Here is a 14,488-nt window from a genome sequence, read left to right as displayed (position 1 = left end):
CGTGGCGCTCGCCACGCCCGCGACCGATTCGACGCCCGACACCATCGACGGCGTCGCGATCGCGCATCTGTACGGCGAGCCGCTCTGGAAGCTGCCGACCGACCTGTACATCCCGCCCGACGCGCTCGAAATCTTTCTCGAAGCGTTCGAAGGCCCGCTCGACCTGCTGCTCTACCTCATCCGCAAGCAGAATTTCAACGTGCTCGACATCCCGATGGCGGATGTCACCGCGCAATATCTCGGCTATGTCGATCAGATTCGCGAATCGAATCTGGAGCTTGCTTCGGAATATCTGCTGATGGCGGCGATGCTGATCGAGATCAAGTCGCGCATGCTGCTGCCGGTCAAGAAAGCGGACACCGGCGAGGAAGCCGAAGACCCGCGCGCCGAACTCGTGCGCCGCCTGCTCGAATACGAGCAGATGAAACTCGCGGCGCAGAAGATCGATCAGTTGCCGCAGCTCGGCCGCGACTTCCTGCGCGCGGACATTCATATCGAGCAGGCCGCCGAGCAGCGTTTTCCCGACGTCGACATGAACGACCTGCGCGCCGCGTGGGCCGACGTCATCAAGCGCGCGAAGCTCGTGCAGCATCACAAGATCTCGCGCGAGGAGCTTTCGGTGCGCGAGCACATGAGCGTGATCCTGCGGCGCCTGCAAAACGCGCGCTTCATGGAGTTCACCGAGTTGTTCGACACCACGCGCGGCGTGCCCGTGGTCGTCGTGAACTTCATCGCGATGCTGGAGCTCTCGCGCGAATCGCTGCTCGAAATCACGCAGGCCGAGCCCTACGCGCCGATCTACGTCCGGCTCGCGTATTCACCTGCCTAGTTTTTTCTACCTTTTCCGCGTGGCGGCGACACGACCCGCCCGACAGGAGACACCCGCTCGATGAAAGTCATCAGCTCCATCCATGAACTGCGCGACCAGTTGCGCGGCCAGAACCGAACCGCCTTCGTCCCGACGATGGGCAATCTGCACGAAGGCCATCTCTCGCTGATGCGCCTCGCGCGCCAGCACGGCGATCCCGTGGTTGCGAGCATCTTCGTGAATCGTCTGCAGTTCGGTCCGAACGAAGACTTCGACAAATATCCGCGCACGCTGCAGGCCGACATCGAAAAGCTGCAGAAAGAAAACGTCTACGTGCTCTTCGCGCCGACCGAGAAGGACATGTATCCGGAGCCGCAGGAGTATCGCGTGCATCCGCCGCACAATCTCGGCGACATTCTCGAAGGCGAATTCCGCCCCGGGTTCTTCACAGGCGTGTGCACCGTCGTGATGAAGCTGATGTCGTGCGTGCAGCCGCGCGTCGCGGTGTTCGGCAAGAAGGACTATCAACAGTTGATGATCGTGCGCGCCATGTGTAACCAGTTCGCGCTGCCGACCGAGATCGTCGCGGCGGAAACCGTGCGCGACGAAGACGGCCTCGCGCTGTCGTCGCGCAACCGCTTTTTGTCAGCCGACGAACGCGCCGAAGCGCCGCAACTCGCCGCCGCGTTGCAGCGCGTGCGCGAAGCCGTGCTCTCGGGCAATCGCGATCTCGCCGCGCTGGAACGCGATGCAATGAACGCGCTCGCCGAACGCGGCTGGAAGCCCGACTACATCAGCGTGCGCAAGCGCTCGAATCTGATTGCGCCGTCCGCCGACGAAGCCGACGCGCCGCTCGTCGTGGTCGCGGCGGCCAAGCTCGGCGCAACGCGTCTCATCGACAACCTGGAAATCTGAAGGAAGGAAGCACCATGCAGCGCACCATGCTGAAATCGAAGATTCACCGCGCGACGGTCACGCACTGCGAGTTGCACTACGAAGGCTCGTGTGCGATCGACGAAGACCTGCTCGAAGCGGCGAACCTGCTGGAAAACGAGCAGATCGACATCTGGAACGTGAACAACGGCGAGCGCCTGACGACCTACGCGATCAAGGGCGAACGCGGCAGCGGCATGATCTCGCTGAACGGCTCGGCCGCGCGCCGCGCGCAGCTCGGCGATCTCGTGATCATCGCGGCGTTTGCGTCGGTGGATGAAGATGAGATCAAGGCGGGCTGGAAGCCGAATCTCGTATTCGTCGACGACGACAACCGCATCAAGGGCAGCCGCGATCACGTTCCGACGCAGAACTGGACGTAATTTCGCGCTTCCACGCCCGACAAAGCCGGCGATTCCCGAGCGGAACGCCGGCTTTTTTCATTTCTTCGACACCCAGTCGATGATGGGCTCCCACTGCTCCAGGTCCTTTTCGACGCGGCTTTTGGCGACGTCCCAAACCGTGAGGCCGTGCGCGGCGAGCTGCACGTAGTTCTGCGTGTCGCGCAAAAAGCCGAGCACCGGCAGATCGAGCCCTTCGACGAAGCGATGCAGCTGATCCGCCGAGCGCGTGCGCGCATCGACGCGCATGCCGACCACGCCGACCTGAATCGCGCCCTTGCGCACCGCCTTTTCTTTCGCCAGTTTCGCGAGAAAATCCTGCGTCGCGAGGATGTCGAACATCGACGGCTGGAGCGGCACGATCACCTTGTCGGCGAGTTCCAGCGCAAGCGACAGGCGGTTGCCATGCACGCCCGCCGGGGTATCGACGACGGCTTTCTCCAGACCTTTGGGCGGTTTCGCGGGCGAATCGACGTCGAGGGCCCATTCCTCGATTTTCGGCAGCGTATCGACACGCAGCGCAAGCCAAGCGTGCGACGAGCGCTGCTTGTCGAGATCGGCGAGCGCGACCCATTCGCCTTGCGCCGCGAAATAACCGGCCAGATTCGTCGCGAGCGTGCTTTTGCCAACGCCGCCTTTTGGATTTGCCACCACGATCACGGTCATGAAGTGTCCTGGATTTTGTTGGGCGCGATAGCGCAGAGTGCCGCGCCGCGCACGATTTCGTCGTTACGAGAACAGGTGCATGATTTCGAGCGTTGATATTATCGGCAAAACTGGCGCGGCCGGCATCTATCCCGAACGGCCGTACAGCTTTCTTCCATCCATCCGACTGAAACCTCATGACGCCTCTTCGCCCCGATGTCACGCTCGATTTCCTGCGCAACCGTCAAAAAGGCCGCCTGCCCGATCTGCTCGGCGTACAGTTGATCTCGCTCGACCAGGGCGAGCTGAGCGGCGAACTCGTGATCCGCCCGGAACTGCTCGCGCCGAACGGCTTTCTGCATGCGGCGACGGTCGTCGGTCTCGCGGATACGTGCTGCGGCTATGCGTGCATCGCGCATCTTCCAGAGAACGCGCAGAACTTCACGACGCTCGAACTCAAGAGCAACCACGTTTCGACGGCGCGCGAAGGGAAGATCGCCGCAAAGGCGACGGCGGTGCATCTCGGGCGCAGCACGCAGGTCTGGGACGCGACGGTCACGAACGGCGACGGCAAGCTGATCGCCATGTTCCGTTGCACGCAGATGATTCTTTATTGAGCGAAAGCGGCTTCCAGCGCGTCCATGTCGAGCGATTGCGCGAACGAATCGGCCAACCGATCCAGCGACGCCTCGCGCAGCGCCGGATAATCGAGCGGCTCGGCATCTTGCACGCCTGCCCACGCGAGCAGCGCGGCGCATGCTTGCGGCGTATCGAAGACGCCATGCAGATACGTCGCGGCGATCTGTCCATCGTCCGACACGGCTCCATCGATACGTCCGTCATCAAGTGCAACGAGCGGCCGCGCCAGCGCCGCGCCGTGCGTGCGGCCCATGTGGATTTCGTAGCCGCGCACGGCCGCTTGTCCATCGCCGATAGTCAAGCGTCCCGTCACATTCTCCAGTTGCTTCTGCGCCGTGAGCACCGTGCGAAGATCGAGCAGGCCGAGCGCGTTCACGCATCCCGTCGCGCCTTCGACGCCTTCCGGATCGTCGATCTCGCGTCCCAGCATCTGCATGCCGCCGCACACGCCGAGCACTTTGCCGCCGTATCGCAGATGCCGGACGATTGCGCGATCCCAGCCGTTTTCTCGCAGCCACGCCAGATCGCGCTGCACGCTTTTCGAACCCGGCAGCACGATGAGATCGGCGGGCGGCGGCGTAACGCCCGCACGCACGTAGCTGAAATCGATCTGCGGATGCGCGCGCAGCGCATCGAAATCCGTGTGATTGCTGATTCTCGGCAGCGCCGGCACGATCACTTTTAGCGCAGCCGAATCGCGGCGCACGTGCGGCTGGCTCGGCAGCATGTCTTCGGCGTCGAGCGTGAGGCCGTGCAGATAGGGCAGCACGCCGAACACCGGCTTGCCCGTTTGCGCCTCCAGCCAGTCGAGCCCCGGCTTCAGCAAGCCGATATCCCCGCGAAACCGGTTGATGACGAAGCCGCGCACACGCGCCCTTTCGCTCTCCGACAAACACGCGAGCGTGCCGACGAGATGCGCGAACACGCCGCCGCGATCGATATCGGCGACCAGCACGACCGGGCAATCGACGCGCTCCGCAAAGCCCATGTTGGCGATATCGCCGTCGCGCAGATTGACTTCGGCGGGACTGCCCGCGCCTTCGACGATCACGGCGTCGAAATCGCCTTGCAGGCGTTCGTACGACGCGAGCACGGCATCGAACGCGATGCGCTTGTACGCGTGATACGCGCGCGCATCGAGGTTCGCGTGCGCGTGACCGTGGATGATGACCTGTGCGCCGCGATCGCTCGTCGGCTTGAGCAGGACTGGATTGAAGTCGATGCGCGCATCGACGCCCGCCGCGACCGCCTGGAGCGCCTGCGCGCGCCCGATCTCGCCGCCATCGACGGTCACCGCGCTGTTGAGCGCCATGTTCTGCGGCTTGAACGGCGCGACGCGCACGCCGCCGCGCCGCGCGAGACGGCACAATCCGGCGACCAGCGTGCTCTTGCCGGCATCGGACGTCGTGCCCTGGATCATCAGCGTGCCGCGTGGCGTGAATGGCATCGGAGGATTCTCATGAAGATCGACGCGCTATCTTAGCCCGTCAGTACAATATCGCGATGACCCCCGATCTCACTTTCATCCTCGGCGGCGCGCGCTCCGGCAAAAGCGCGCACGCCGAACGGCTCGCCATCGAAAGCGGCTTGCCCGTAACGTATATCGCGACCGCTCGCATCGAAGACGCGGAGTTCGCCGAACGCGTCACGCTGCATCGCAAGCGCCGGCCCGCGCACTGGACACTCGTCGAAGCGCCGCTCGATCTTGCGGGCGCGCTGCGCAAAGCGGATCGCGCGGGACATTGCGTGCTGATCGACTGCCTCACGCTGTGGCTCGCGAATCTGCTGTTTTCGGACGAGACCGCGAGCGACGACATCGCGGTCTTGCCGCACGCCGCGCGCGATGCCTTCGCGCAATTCGACGCCGCGCTTGCCGAAACACGAGGCAAGGTCATCGTCGTGAGCAACGAGATCGGCCTGGGCGTCGTGCCGCTCGGCTCGGTGACGCGTCTTTACGTCGACGAACTCGGCCGGCTGAATCAGCGTGTCGCGGCCGCGAGCGCGCGCGCGACGCTGATGGTCGCGGGCCTTCCGCTCGCGCTGAAAGGCTAGCGCGATGCTCATCCTCTCCGCTTATGCGATGGCCTTGCTCGCGGTGCTCGGCATGATCGTCGATCGTCTTTTTGGCGAGCCGCGCGCGCGGCATCCGCTCGTCGGCTTCGGCACGCTCGCGACGCGGCTCGAAGCGCGTATGAACACAGGCCGTCGCGCGCGGCCCGCGGGCATACTCGCGTGGTTCGCGTTGATTGCGCCGCCGGTGGGCATCGCGTGGTTGCTGGTCGAGGCGCTGCCGTTCGCGTATGCGTGTCTCGTTCATGTGCTGTTGCTGTGGTTCGCGCTCGGCGCGAAGAGTCTGCGCCAGCACATTGCGCCGATCGCGCGCGCGTTGAGCCTCGGCGATATCGATCATGCGCGCGTGCTCACGTCGCGCATCGTGTCGCGCGATACGTCGCACGCCGATGAAAACGCGCTGTCGCGCGCGGCGGTCGAATCGGCGCTGGAGAACGGCAACGACGCGATCTTCGGCGCGCTCTTCTGGTTCGCCGTCGCGGGCGGTCCGGGTGCGCTGATGTTCCGCCTTGCCAACACGCTCGACGCGATGTGGGGTTATCGCACGCCGCGCTATCTGCGCTTTGGCTGGGCGGCCGCGCGCTTCGACGATGTCCTCAACTTCGTTCCCGCGCGCCTCACCGCCGCGACCTACGCCCTCGCCGGCGATACGCAGATGGCCTGGCACTGCTGGCGCACGCAGGCGAGCTCCTGGGACAGCCCGAACGCCGGGCCGGTGATGGCCGCGGGCGCGGGCAGCCTAAACGTGCTGATCGGCGGCGCGGCGGTGTATCACGGCGTGCTCGAAACGCGGCCGACGCTCGGCGCGGGCCATACGGCGACGCCGCGGCATGTCGTCGCGGCGTTGCGGCTCGTCGAGCGCGCGACGCTCATGTGGCTCGCGGCGCTGCTGATTCTTGCGATTCTCACCGCGACGACTGGCTGACGATATGACCCAATCCATCCGGCACGGCGGCAATCTGGGCGAGGCGGCGCGCCGCTACGCGATTTCTCTCGACGACTGGCTCGATCTGTCGACGGGCATCAATCCGCGCGGCTATCCGGTGCCGCCCGTTGCGCCCGATGCATGGCGGCGTCTGCCCGAAGACGACGACGGCCTCGCCGATCTTGCCGCGCGCTATTACGGCGCGCCGCACGCGTTGCCGGTGGCGGGCTCGCAGGCGGCGATCCGCGCGCTGCCCGCGCTTTTGCGTCGCGGCACGGCGGCCGTCGCGCCGCTCACCTACGGCGAATACGCGCCCGCGTTCGTGCGCGCGGGCCACACGATCGCCACGCTCGACATCACACAGCACGATCTGCCCGATACGTTCGATCACGTCATCATCGGGAATCCGAACAATCCGACGGCAGAGCGCGTGGCGCGCGACACGCTCTTGCGCTGGCACGAGCAGCTTGCTTCGCGCGGCGGCACGCTGATCGTCGATGAGGCGTTCGCCGATACCGATCCCGCATCGTCGCTTGCGAGCGAAACCGCGCGCGACGGTCTCGTCGTGCTGCGTTCGGTCGGCAAGTTCTTCGGGCTCGCGGGCATACGCGCGGGCTTCGTGCTGGCCGCACCATCGATCATCGATGCGTTGCGCGACGCGCTCGGCACATGGACCGTAAGCGGCCCCGCGCGCCACGCGGTCGCCGCCGCTTTCGCCGATACCGCGTGGCAGCGCGATACGCGCGAGCGGCTGCATCGCGATGGCGCGCGCCTCGCCGCATCGATCGCGATCTACGGTTTCGACGTGCGCGCGACGCCGCTTTTCGCGTGGACATCGACGGCAAGAGCGCCCGAACTGCACCACGCGCTCGCGTTGCGCGGCATCTGGACGCGCCTTTTCGATGTGCCCGGCACGACGCCGAGCCTGCGCGTCGGATTGCCGGGCGCCGAAGGCGACTGGGCGCGGTTATCGCTCGCGTTGCGGGAGATTTGCGCGTGATGTTGCGTCGTGCAGTTGCGTTGATGTTCGCCTTCGCGGTGACGCAAGCGCATGCAATCACCGTTACCGACGACAGCGGCGCGTCAGTCACGCTTGCGAAGCCTGCCGAACGTGTCGTCAGTCTCGCGCCGCACGTCACGGAGTTGCTGTTCGCGGCAGGCGGCGGCGGGCGCATCGTCGGCGCGGTGACGTTTAGCGATTATCCGAAGGAAGCGCAGGCGATTCCGCGCGTCGGCGATAACAAGGCGCTCGATCTGGAGCGCATCGTCGCGTTGCATCCGGATCTGATCGTCGTGTGGCGGCATGGGAATGCGTCGCGTCAGATGGATCGGCTGCACGCGCTGGGCGTGCCGATCTATTTCAGCGAGCCGAAGCATCTCGACGACATCGCGGCGAGCATCGGCAAACTCGGCGCGCTGCTCGGCACGCAGGAACAGGCGCACGCATCGGCCGATGCCTTCACGCGCGATATCGCGCAACTGCGCGCGCGTTATGCGCAACGGCCGCGCGTGAGCGTGTTCTATCAGGTGTGGGACGATCCGCTGATGACGCTCAATCGCGACCATGTCTTCGATGAAGTGATCGGACTGTGCGGCGGCGTGAACGTCTTCGCGACTGAAAAGCCGCGCGTGCCGACGATATCGACCGAAGCCGTGCTCGCGGCGAATCCCGAGGCAATCGTCACGTCGACGCCTGGTGCGACGCAGCCGGATCGTCAGTTGCCGGGGCTGGAGAGATGGAAGCGCTGGACGTCGATGACGGCGGTGGCGCGCGGCAATCTCTTCGGCATCGACGGCGATCTGATCAACCGGCCGACGCCGAGGCTTGCGTCGGGCGCGGAGGCGTTGTGTCGCGATCTGGAGGTGGCGCGTGGGCGACGGGGGAAATGACGTTTCGTAGGAGAGTTTCAGTGATTATCGTTTTCAACCGGCGCATCGACAAATTCGATTGACTCGATGACCTTAAGTACCATAGGTAGCACTCCGACCTTGTCGTGAAAGGGTATTGCTACCACGGGTGCGCTGCCACACAATGCCACCGGAGGATGAAGCAAGCAGAACCCTAATGACGTGCTCCGGATCTCGGGATCTCCGGTGACAAGGTCCTGAAGCGCACCGAATCCGGAGCTATTCACTGCTTCCACAGAAAGCCACTTCGTAACAGGCGCCAACAAGTTTCTATCACTTTCAGATAGCCCTGAAAAATCAGCTTCCCAGCGCTGCTCCTGCTGGTCGTATCTAGCTACGGTGTAGGCGCGGATTAGTTTAGTGTCGGCTGAGCTAATGCACTCGAAATTAATCGAAAAATTCCCAATACGTGTTTTGTTGTATGGCAGATTATAGGCAACGTAATCGTTTCCAGACATCCACCCTCTATAAGGGTCGATAAAATCGAAAGAACAGTTCTGTGCCCCGTTGCGTATTAATGCGTGTTCGCGCTGACCCGGCAAAGACTTTGCATACAGAACACCTTGCAGTCCAAGTGCGATGATACAAATGCCCATCCCCGTCAAGAATTTTTTTTCGTCTACCAAGCGACGTAGCAGTCGGATCCAGCTAGCCATATCACCCCCTCCTCAGAATACCGTATTCCGGCATATCAGATAGCTCCCCCGACGCCAAAGGGAATTTCATCTCAGTCAAAACTGAAAGCGACACGTATAAGCCATGCAACGCGCTTCGAATCCGTTCAGACGGACCGAATACAAGCTATCGATCGCCCCAGGTAGGTTCACCGATGCAGATACTTTCCAAAAGCTCTCGCTGCGGTAGTAGTTGTGCGCTCGACCGCCTGCTGTGATCGTAACTTGCTCCAACACATGCGGCCTGTCAGCGTAGCGGGCCATGCCCAAGCTCACCCAATAATAGCCCGCGCTTAAAGCAGCATCAGCCCCACGAGGAGTGGACGGCTTATCTCGCCAACTAAGCATATCGCGAGTGAGGGCCGCTTCAGATGACCGCCATGCTGCGTTACTGCGAGAATGATCTGCCTCTTTCTGAGCGTCAAGTAGCTTGGCACGTATAGCAGCAGGTATCTGTGAGCCGCTCCCCTGAAAATCCCAGTAGTTCAGATAATTGCTTGCCCAGGTCAGTTGGAGGAATCCCCGCCCATGCCAAGGGTAATATCTTTGAGCCGTCGGAGAGCCTTCCTCCAGCAACTGCAACCATTGAGATTCTTGAATTGCATTGCCGAAAAAACTCGCCATACGAAGCGGCGTATTGATACCGTACGTGAGCATCATACGATTAAGTGGGCCGCGCTGCTGTCTGAAAATGCCCTTATCAACGAAGTTACCTGGAACTTGTTCCCAAAGCATCTGTCCGGAATGCCTGGGTATCGCAAATGATGGCACTAACTGCTTGAACTCTATTTCGCTCAACCACCCGCACTTTCTAAAATGCCGGATGAACGCCATCGGATGAAAGAACCAAAGCTTCTTCCCTTCACCCAACGGCGTTTGCCCCATGAACTGATACTGCTTCACAAACTTGATGAAGTTCTCGTAACCATGTGGATCCGCGTCCTTGCGCTTGCCGAAGAACCCTTCGGGTTCATTCAGCCCGCGATACCGCTCGTCGTTGTTGCTCGCATCCCATTCACTCTTCGCGTGACAGATAAAGCCCTTGAGCCGCGCCCGCACCTCGGCCTTGCCTTGCACATAAGCGGCCAATCGCTGATCGTGACTGAACTCAGTGGGCATTGAACCTTCGGAAGACGTCTGCGTCTCGCTCACGCCTGTGATGCTGCACAACTCATCATAGCCACACGGTCCATCCTGATTGAATGGCGTATTGCCGTCCTCAATCTTTTGCCAATCCCTGAAGAGCGGGAAATTCGCGTCCGAGAGCTTCTGAATCCCGCTCGAGTTGATGTCGATGTAGCCGGCTTTGCCTTCCGCAAACGGCACCGCGACCCACGTTTCCCGCTTGTCCGCAGGTAACGTTGGCGTATCCGTGCTCAGAATACGTCCAAAGCGCAACAATTCATAACCGTCGCTCGGGCACGCTTCGTACAGCGTGGTCGCCCGCTCGTAGAGGTTGTATTCATATTCCTCGAACTTGTCCTGCACGGGGGTCGATGTCAGAGAGATCAGTTTTCCATCGCCTTTATCGAGCCATGCGCGCATGAAACGCTCGCCACGGCTGAAGTACGCTTCCACATACAAAGTGCTGTTGGCGTCCAGTGAGCCTTCGTCCAAGGCTGGAAAAAATGGCTTGGGTGAGCGTCCCTTCGTCTTTAAATCTCCCTTACCCGGCGGCACGCGAACGAACGCAGAACCTTTGGGAATGACGAGGTAAGTACTTCCCCAATAGTCCGTCGAAGAGGGTGTTTTCGGCTGCCTCTCGCCTAACCCGACTTCGTGTCCGGCCTGCTCGAAATAGGCCGTGAAATCTCCTTCGGTCATAAAAATCTCGAAGTGCAGATGCGCTTCACCATGGTTCTTGCCCACGGAGCCTAGCCGATCTTTCCGATACACCTTCTTGCCGCCACCTGCTTGCACGCCACCGGTGTCCCGCAGCAACCACGCGGGCAACGCGTTGGGTGAGCTCTGCGGCGCAGGATCGTTCGGTTGCGGCACGAGCGCGTTCGTGTTCACGAGGTCGAGCAGGTGCATATAGAGCGAATAAAACGTGATTGTGCGGCCATCACCGGTATCGGTCGTGTGCTTGAGCAGCACGAAGCCGGTGTTGCTATTGAGCGCAGTCGTGCCATCGGCGTTCTTCTGTCCGTCAGAAATGGCGTTCTTCGCCACGCGATAGGCGACGACGTCTCCATCGGCGATGGCGCGCACCGGCTCAAGCTGGCCCGCGCCGCCGAACGGCACCAGGTGCATGCCGCAATGCCAGCGACGATCGAAAGCGATGGGGAACACGCCGCTGTGCGACAACTCGAATTCGTCGACCTTATCCATCATCGGGTCGGTCTTCCACTTCTCGGCGGGCATGCTGGCGCCTTCAGCCGGAAGGAACGGCGGGCTGATAATCATGATCTAGCGTGACTGAATTTATTTGTCAGCGAACTTGCGATCGCTTTTGGGTAAGTTCGGCAAGGTAACTGAGTCGTCGCTTCAAATCCTTTGCCTCGGTGGAGCTTCTTACTGTTCAGCAGACAACCCTGGTTGCATGCCGTTTGGCCATACACCGTCGCGATGCGCGCGCTTTCCTTGCCCGTCAGATCGTTGAACACGTTCCCAATTCGGGTAATACCCCGGTGGTCACGATCATCTCGACCTTATAGTCATCACACAGTCCCGCCTTGACCTTATATTCGATATATCAAAATCAATGTCGAGCGTGCCGATCCATAAGCTCAGATGCTGGGTCAGACGCGCGCTTGGATGACGTAGCGCTTCAATCAATTCCTTGGTCACTGCGTTCATACGTACGCCTATTCAATCAAACGGGACGATGAGGCAGCGTTTCGTCCGAACCTTTCCCGGGGGGAATCCACGGCGGCAACAAGAGGACGTCGTTCGATTCGGCAGACCAAGTTTCAAATAGGATTACTTTCTACTACAATGCCGATCCGATGGGCAACAGCCGTTCACTTCCTTCTTCGTCATGAAGTGTTCGGTACGCAAATGAATTATCCTGCGAGCATACGAGGGAATAGAAACAGTGCAATGGAACGACGCTAAGCAATCATCAAATTAAACAAATTTTGACGACACCGAAAAAGTGAACGACGCGCGACGGCCAAAAAACTAGACATTCCACCTCACAACCACCCACTGATCCCGCACCCGCCTGAACCACACGATCCCGCCGAATTCCAGCGGCCATTGCAATGCGCTCTCGCGCGCGATGCCCAGAAGATGCGCCGCGAGCACGCGCACCACGCCCGCATGCGCGACCACATGCACCGCCGGCCGATCACCACACGTTTCATCGAACCACGCGATCACGCGTTGCGCGAACTGCGCGAGACTTTCGCCGCCGTGCGGACGCGCGTGCTGGATATCGTCGGCCCATGCGTCGATGAGCGCGCGATCGATCAGGTCCCACGCGCGCCCTTCCCACGCGCCGAAGTTCATCTCGGCAAGACGCGCGTCGATATGCGCGACGCCGCCCAACGCCTGCGCGATCGAAGCGCATCGCGCGAGCGGGCTCGCATGCCATCCATCGACGCACGCGGGCACATTCAAGGCGTTCATGCGCGCCGACAACGCGCTCGCAAGTCCGTGCGCATCGTCCCGCAAGGGCACATCGGTTTGCCCGTAGCACACACCCGCATCGACCGCGACTCGCGGATGCCGGATCAGGACGAGATCCATGCAAGCCCCATCAGGTAAATCGCGATCTCGAAAACTTGCTGAGCGAAGCCGAGACAATCGCCGGTATAGCCGCCGATGCGCCGCACGAAGTATCGTCCGATGAAGAAACGCAGCACGATCAACGCGACGATCGTGAAGCCTGCAAGCCGCCAGTCGATCGCCACGACCCAAGGCAAGCCGAACACGAGCGCAAGCGCGAACGACGCGACGCTCATGCGCTGCGCGACCGGCTTCGCCTTGCCTTCGGCGCGCACGTAATCGAGCGTGACGAGATAGCTGATCGCGAACGCGCGGCTCGCGGCGTGCGCGGCGATCATCGTCCACGCTGCACGTTGCGGCGGCAATGCGGCGAGCGTCTGCCACTTCAACGCGAGCGCGACGATCAACGCAATCGCGCCGAATGCGCCGATACGCGAGTCGTGCATGATGCGTAATGCGTCTTCACGCGTGTACGCGCCGCCGAAGGCATCGACACAATCCGCGAGGCCGTCTTCGTGGAATGCGCCGGTCAGGACGAGCGTCGCGGCCATCGAAAGCAGCACCGCCACGCTCGATGGAAACACGCGCAACGCCGCGAGATACACGAGCGCAGCAACGCCGCCGACCATCGCGCCGACGAGCGGAAAGTAACGCGCCGCCGCGTTCAGATACGCGGGCTCGAACCCGACCCAGCGCGGCACCGGCACCCGCGTAAAGTAGCCGAGCGCAGTGAAGAAGTAGCGCAGTTCGTCGAGCGGACGCATGTCAGCCGGCTTTGTTCGACACGCCCGCCGATTCGAAGCTCGCCATTTCGTCGACGAACGCGACGGCCGCGCGCAGGATCGGCAACGCGAGCGCCGCGCCCGTGCCTTCGCCCAGACGCAGGTCGAGTTGCAAGAGCGGCGCGGCGTCGAAGTACGCGAGCATGCGGCGATGCCCCGCCTCATCCGATGCATGCGCGAACACGCAATAGTCCAGCACGTCGGGCGTGATCTTCGATGCAATCAGCAACGCCGATGTCGCGATGAAGCCATCGACGAGAATCGTCATGCCTTCGCACGCGGCGGCGAGATACGCGCCCGTCATCATCGCGATCTCGAAGCCGCCGAAAGTCGCGAGCGTGTCGATCGCATCGGCGTCATCGCGATGCAGCGCGAGCGCCTTCGACAATACATCGCGCTTGTGTGCGAGGCCACGATCGTCGAGACCGGTGCCGCGCCCGACGCACTCGTCGATCGGCAACTCGCACAGCCGGCTCATCAGGCACGCCGCCGCCGACGTATTCGCGATGCCCATCTCGCCGAAGCCAATGACATTCGTGCCGAGCGACGCATGATGGCGCACGCGCGCCGCACCACGCGCGATACCTTCGAGCGCGGTCTCACGCGACATCGCGCGTTCGTGCGCGAAGTTGCGTGTGCCGAGTCCGAGCGACAGACGTTCGTATCCGTGATCGATGGGAATCGGCGTGGCAACGCCCGCATCGACGACTTCGAGCGTCATGCCGACCGAACGCGACAGCGCATTGATCGCCGCGCCGCCCGCCAGAAAATTGGCGACCATCTGCGCGGTCACTTCCTGCGGATACGAGCTCACGCCCTCTTTCGCGATGCCGTGATCGCCCGCGAAGACGATCATCGCGGGACGCTCGATGCGCGGCTTCGTCGTGCGCTGAATCAGGCCCATTCGAAGCGCGATCGCTTCGAGCCGGCCGAGGCTGCCGGGCGGCTTCGTCTTCATGTCGACGACGCGGCGCAGCTCGTTTTCGATCGCACGGTCGAGCGCGCGCGGCATCGGGATGTCGTGGTTCGTG

The 14,488-nt window shown here is 62.2% G+C and carries 16 protein-coding genes; 8 read left to right on the top strand and 8 right to left on the bottom strand.

Translation table 11 applies throughout. The features are described from left to right. Position 1: 1 nt before the first annotated feature. From AWB77_RS16705 to panD, 3 genes are read left to right on the top strand one after another with little or no spacing between them, the layout of a single operon-like run. Positions 2-829 (top strand): segregation and condensation protein A, encoded by an 828-nt coding sequence (locus AWB77_RS16705; protein ID WP_061135769.1) that lies wholly within the window; start codon positions 2-4, stop codon positions 827-829. 60 nt (positions 830-889) lie between these two features. Beyond that, entirely contained in the window at positions 890-1,723 is an 834-nt protein-coding gene (gene panC / locus AWB77_RS16700; protein ID WP_061135557.1) for a pantoate--beta-alanine ligase, read from the top strand. A 14-nt stretch (positions 1,724-1,737) separates the two neighbouring features. Then, a complete protein-coding gene (gene panD, locus AWB77_RS16695) occupies positions 1,738-2,124 on the top strand; it encodes an aspartate 1-decarboxylase (RefSeq protein WP_061135556.1) in 387 nt (128 codons plus the stop codon). Between the two features lie 57 nt (positions 2,125-2,181). Here panD and AWB77_RS16690 read toward each other — a convergent pair whose 3' ends face one another. Then, complete coding sequence (locus tag AWB77_RS16690) at positions 2,182-2,808, bottom strand: nucleotide-binding protein (protein WP_061135555.1); 627 nt, start codon at positions 2,806-2,808, stop codon at positions 2,182-2,184. Between the two features lie 176 nt (positions 2,809-2,984). Here AWB77_RS16690 and AWB77_RS16685 point away from each other — a divergent pair, with 176 nt between their 5' ends. Then, complete coding sequence (locus AWB77_RS16685; RefSeq protein ID WP_061135554.1) at positions 2,985-3,404, top strand: PaaI family thioesterase; 420 nt, start codon at positions 2,985-2,987, stop codon at positions 3,402-3,404. Here the strand turns inward: AWB77_RS16685 and AWB77_RS16680 are convergent. After that, entirely contained in the window at positions 3,398-4,873 is a 1,476-nt protein-coding gene (locus AWB77_RS16680) for a cobyric acid synthase (RefSeq protein WP_061135553.1), read from the bottom strand. The genes AWB77_RS16685 and AWB77_RS16680 overlap by 7 nt on opposite strands. A gap of 56 nt (positions 4,874-4,929) precedes the next feature. Here AWB77_RS16680 and cobU point away from each other — a divergent pair, with 56 nt between their 5' ends. Genes cobU through AWB77_RS16660 form a run of 4 tightly spaced genes read left to right on the top strand, consistent with a single transcriptional unit; the run spans position 4,930 to position 8,311 of the window. Further along, positions 4,930-5,478, top strand: coding sequence for a bifunctional adenosylcobinamide kinase/adenosylcobinamide-phosphate guanylyltransferase (cobU, locus tag AWB77_RS16675; protein WP_061135552.1), 549 nt, complete (start codon positions 4,930-4,932; stop codon positions 5,476-5,478). A gap of 4 nt (positions 5,479-5,482) precedes the next feature. Further along, positions 5,483-6,421, top strand: a complete 939-nt coding sequence (cbiB, locus tag AWB77_RS16670; RefSeq protein WP_061135551.1) for an adenosylcobinamide-phosphate synthase CbiB — start codon at positions 5,483-5,485, stop codon at positions 6,419-6,421. Positions 6,422-6,425: 4 nt separating this feature from the next. Then, positions 6,426-7,421, top strand: a complete 996-nt coding sequence (gene cobD / locus AWB77_RS16665; protein ID WP_061135550.1) for a threonine-phosphate decarboxylase CobD — start codon at positions 6,426-6,428, stop codon at positions 7,419-7,421. After that, the gene (locus tag AWB77_RS16660; RefSeq protein ID WP_061135549.1) at positions 7,421-8,311 is read left to right on the top strand and encodes a cobalamin-binding protein; all 891 of its coding nucleotides are present in this window, start codon (positions 7,421-7,423) and stop codon (positions 8,309-8,311) included. The genes cobD and AWB77_RS16660 overlap by 1 nt, the downstream gene beginning before the upstream one ends. A 17-nt stretch (positions 8,312-8,328) precedes the next feature. Here AWB77_RS16660 and AWB77_RS16655 read toward each other — a convergent pair whose 3' ends face one another. The 6 genes from AWB77_RS16655 to cobT form a co-directional block, all read right to left on the bottom strand. Next, a complete protein-coding gene (locus AWB77_RS16655) occupies positions 8,329-8,985 on the bottom strand; it encodes a hypothetical protein (protein ID WP_157694824.1) in 657 nt (218 codons plus the stop codon). 75 nt (positions 8,986-9,060) lie between these two features. Then, positions 9,061-11,367, bottom strand: a complete 2,307-nt coding sequence (locus AWB77_RS16650) for a hypothetical protein (RefSeq protein ID WP_167354147.1) — start codon at positions 11,365-11,367, stop codon at positions 9,061-9,063. Between the two features lie 38 nt (positions 11,368-11,405). Then, positions 11,406-11,609 carry a type VI secretion system Vgr family protein gene (locus tag AWB77_RS35830; RefSeq protein WP_279616185.1) on the bottom strand — a complete coding sequence of 68 codons (204 nt, stop codon included), beginning with the start codon at positions 11,607-11,609 and terminating at the stop codon, positions 11,406-11,408. Positions 11,610-12,126: 517 nt separating this feature from the next. After that, entirely contained in the window at positions 12,127-12,696 is a 570-nt protein-coding gene (locus AWB77_RS16645) for a histidine phosphatase family protein (protein ID WP_061135546.1), read from the bottom strand. Further along, on the bottom strand, positions 12,681-13,439 hold the full coding sequence (locus AWB77_RS16640) for an adenosylcobinamide-GDP ribazoletransferase (protein ID WP_061135545.1): 759 nt from the start codon (positions 13,437-13,439) through the stop codon (positions 12,681-12,683). The genes AWB77_RS16645 and AWB77_RS16640 overlap by 16 nt, the downstream gene beginning before the upstream one ends. A gap of 1 nt (position 13,440) precedes the next feature. Then, positions 13,441-14,469, bottom strand: coding sequence for a nicotinate-nucleotide--dimethylbenzimidazole phosphoribosyltransferase (cobT, locus tag AWB77_RS16635; RefSeq protein WP_208601526.1), 1,029 nt, complete (start codon positions 14,467-14,469; stop codon positions 13,441-13,443). Between the last annotated feature and the right edge of the window lie 19 nt (positions 14,470-14,488).

Source organism: Caballeronia fortuita (assembly GCF_001544835.2).
GTDB lineage: Bacteria > Pseudomonadota > Gammaproteobacteria > Burkholderiales > Burkholderiaceae > Caballeronia > Caballeronia fortuita.
This window is presented reverse-complemented; position numbering and strand designations above follow the sequence as displayed.

Coding starts and splice junctions, on each gene's coding strand:
- panC (WP_061135557.1), top strand. CDS start 890: ATGAAAGTCATCAGCTCCATCCATGAACTGCGCGACCAGTTGCGCGGC.
- panD (WP_061135556.1), top strand. CDS start 1,738: ATGCAGCGCACCATGCTGAAATCGAAGATTCACCGCGCGACGGTCACG.
- AWB77_RS16690 (WP_061135555.1), bottom strand. CDS start 2,808: ATGACCGTGATCGTGGTGGCAAATCCAAAAGGCGGCGTTGGCAAAAGC.
- AWB77_RS16685 (WP_061135554.1), top strand. CDS start 2,985: ATGACGCCTCTTCGCCCCGATGTCACGCTCGATTTCCTGCGCAACCGT.
- AWB77_RS16680 (WP_061135553.1), bottom strand. CDS start 4,873: ATGCCATTCACGCCACGCGGCACGCTGATGATCCAGGGCACGACGTCC.
- cobU (WP_061135552.1), top strand. CDS start 4,930: ATGACCCCCGATCTCACTTTCATCCTCGGCGGCGCGCGCTCCGGCAAA.
- cbiB (WP_061135551.1), top strand. CDS start 5,483: ATGCTCATCCTCTCCGCTTATGCGATGGCCTTGCTCGCGGTGCTCGGC.
- cobD (WP_061135550.1), top strand. CDS start 6,426: ATGACCCAATCCATCCGGCACGGCGGCAATCTGGGCGAGGCGGCGCGC.
- AWB77_RS16660 (WP_061135549.1), top strand. CDS start 7,421: ATGTTGCGTCGTGCAGTTGCGTTGATGTTCGCCTTCGCGGTGACGCAA.
- AWB77_RS16655 (WP_157694824.1), bottom strand. CDS start 8,985: ATGGCTAGCTGGATCCGACTGCTACGTCGCTTGGTAGACGAAAAAAAA.
- AWB77_RS16650 (WP_167354147.1), bottom strand. CDS start 11,367: ATGCCCGCCGAGAAGTGGAAGACCGACCCGATGATGGATAAGGTCGAC.
- AWB77_RS16645 (WP_061135546.1), bottom strand. CDS start 12,696: ATGGATCTCGTCCTGATCCGGCATCCGCGAGTCGCGGTCGATGCGGGT.
- AWB77_RS16640 (WP_061135545.1), bottom strand. CDS start 13,439: ATGCGTCCGCTCGACGAACTGCGCTACTTCTTCACTGCGCTCGGCTAC.
- cobT (WP_208601526.1), bottom strand. CDS start 14,469: ATGCCGCGCGCGCTCGACCGTGCGATCGAAAACGAGCTGCGCCGCGTC.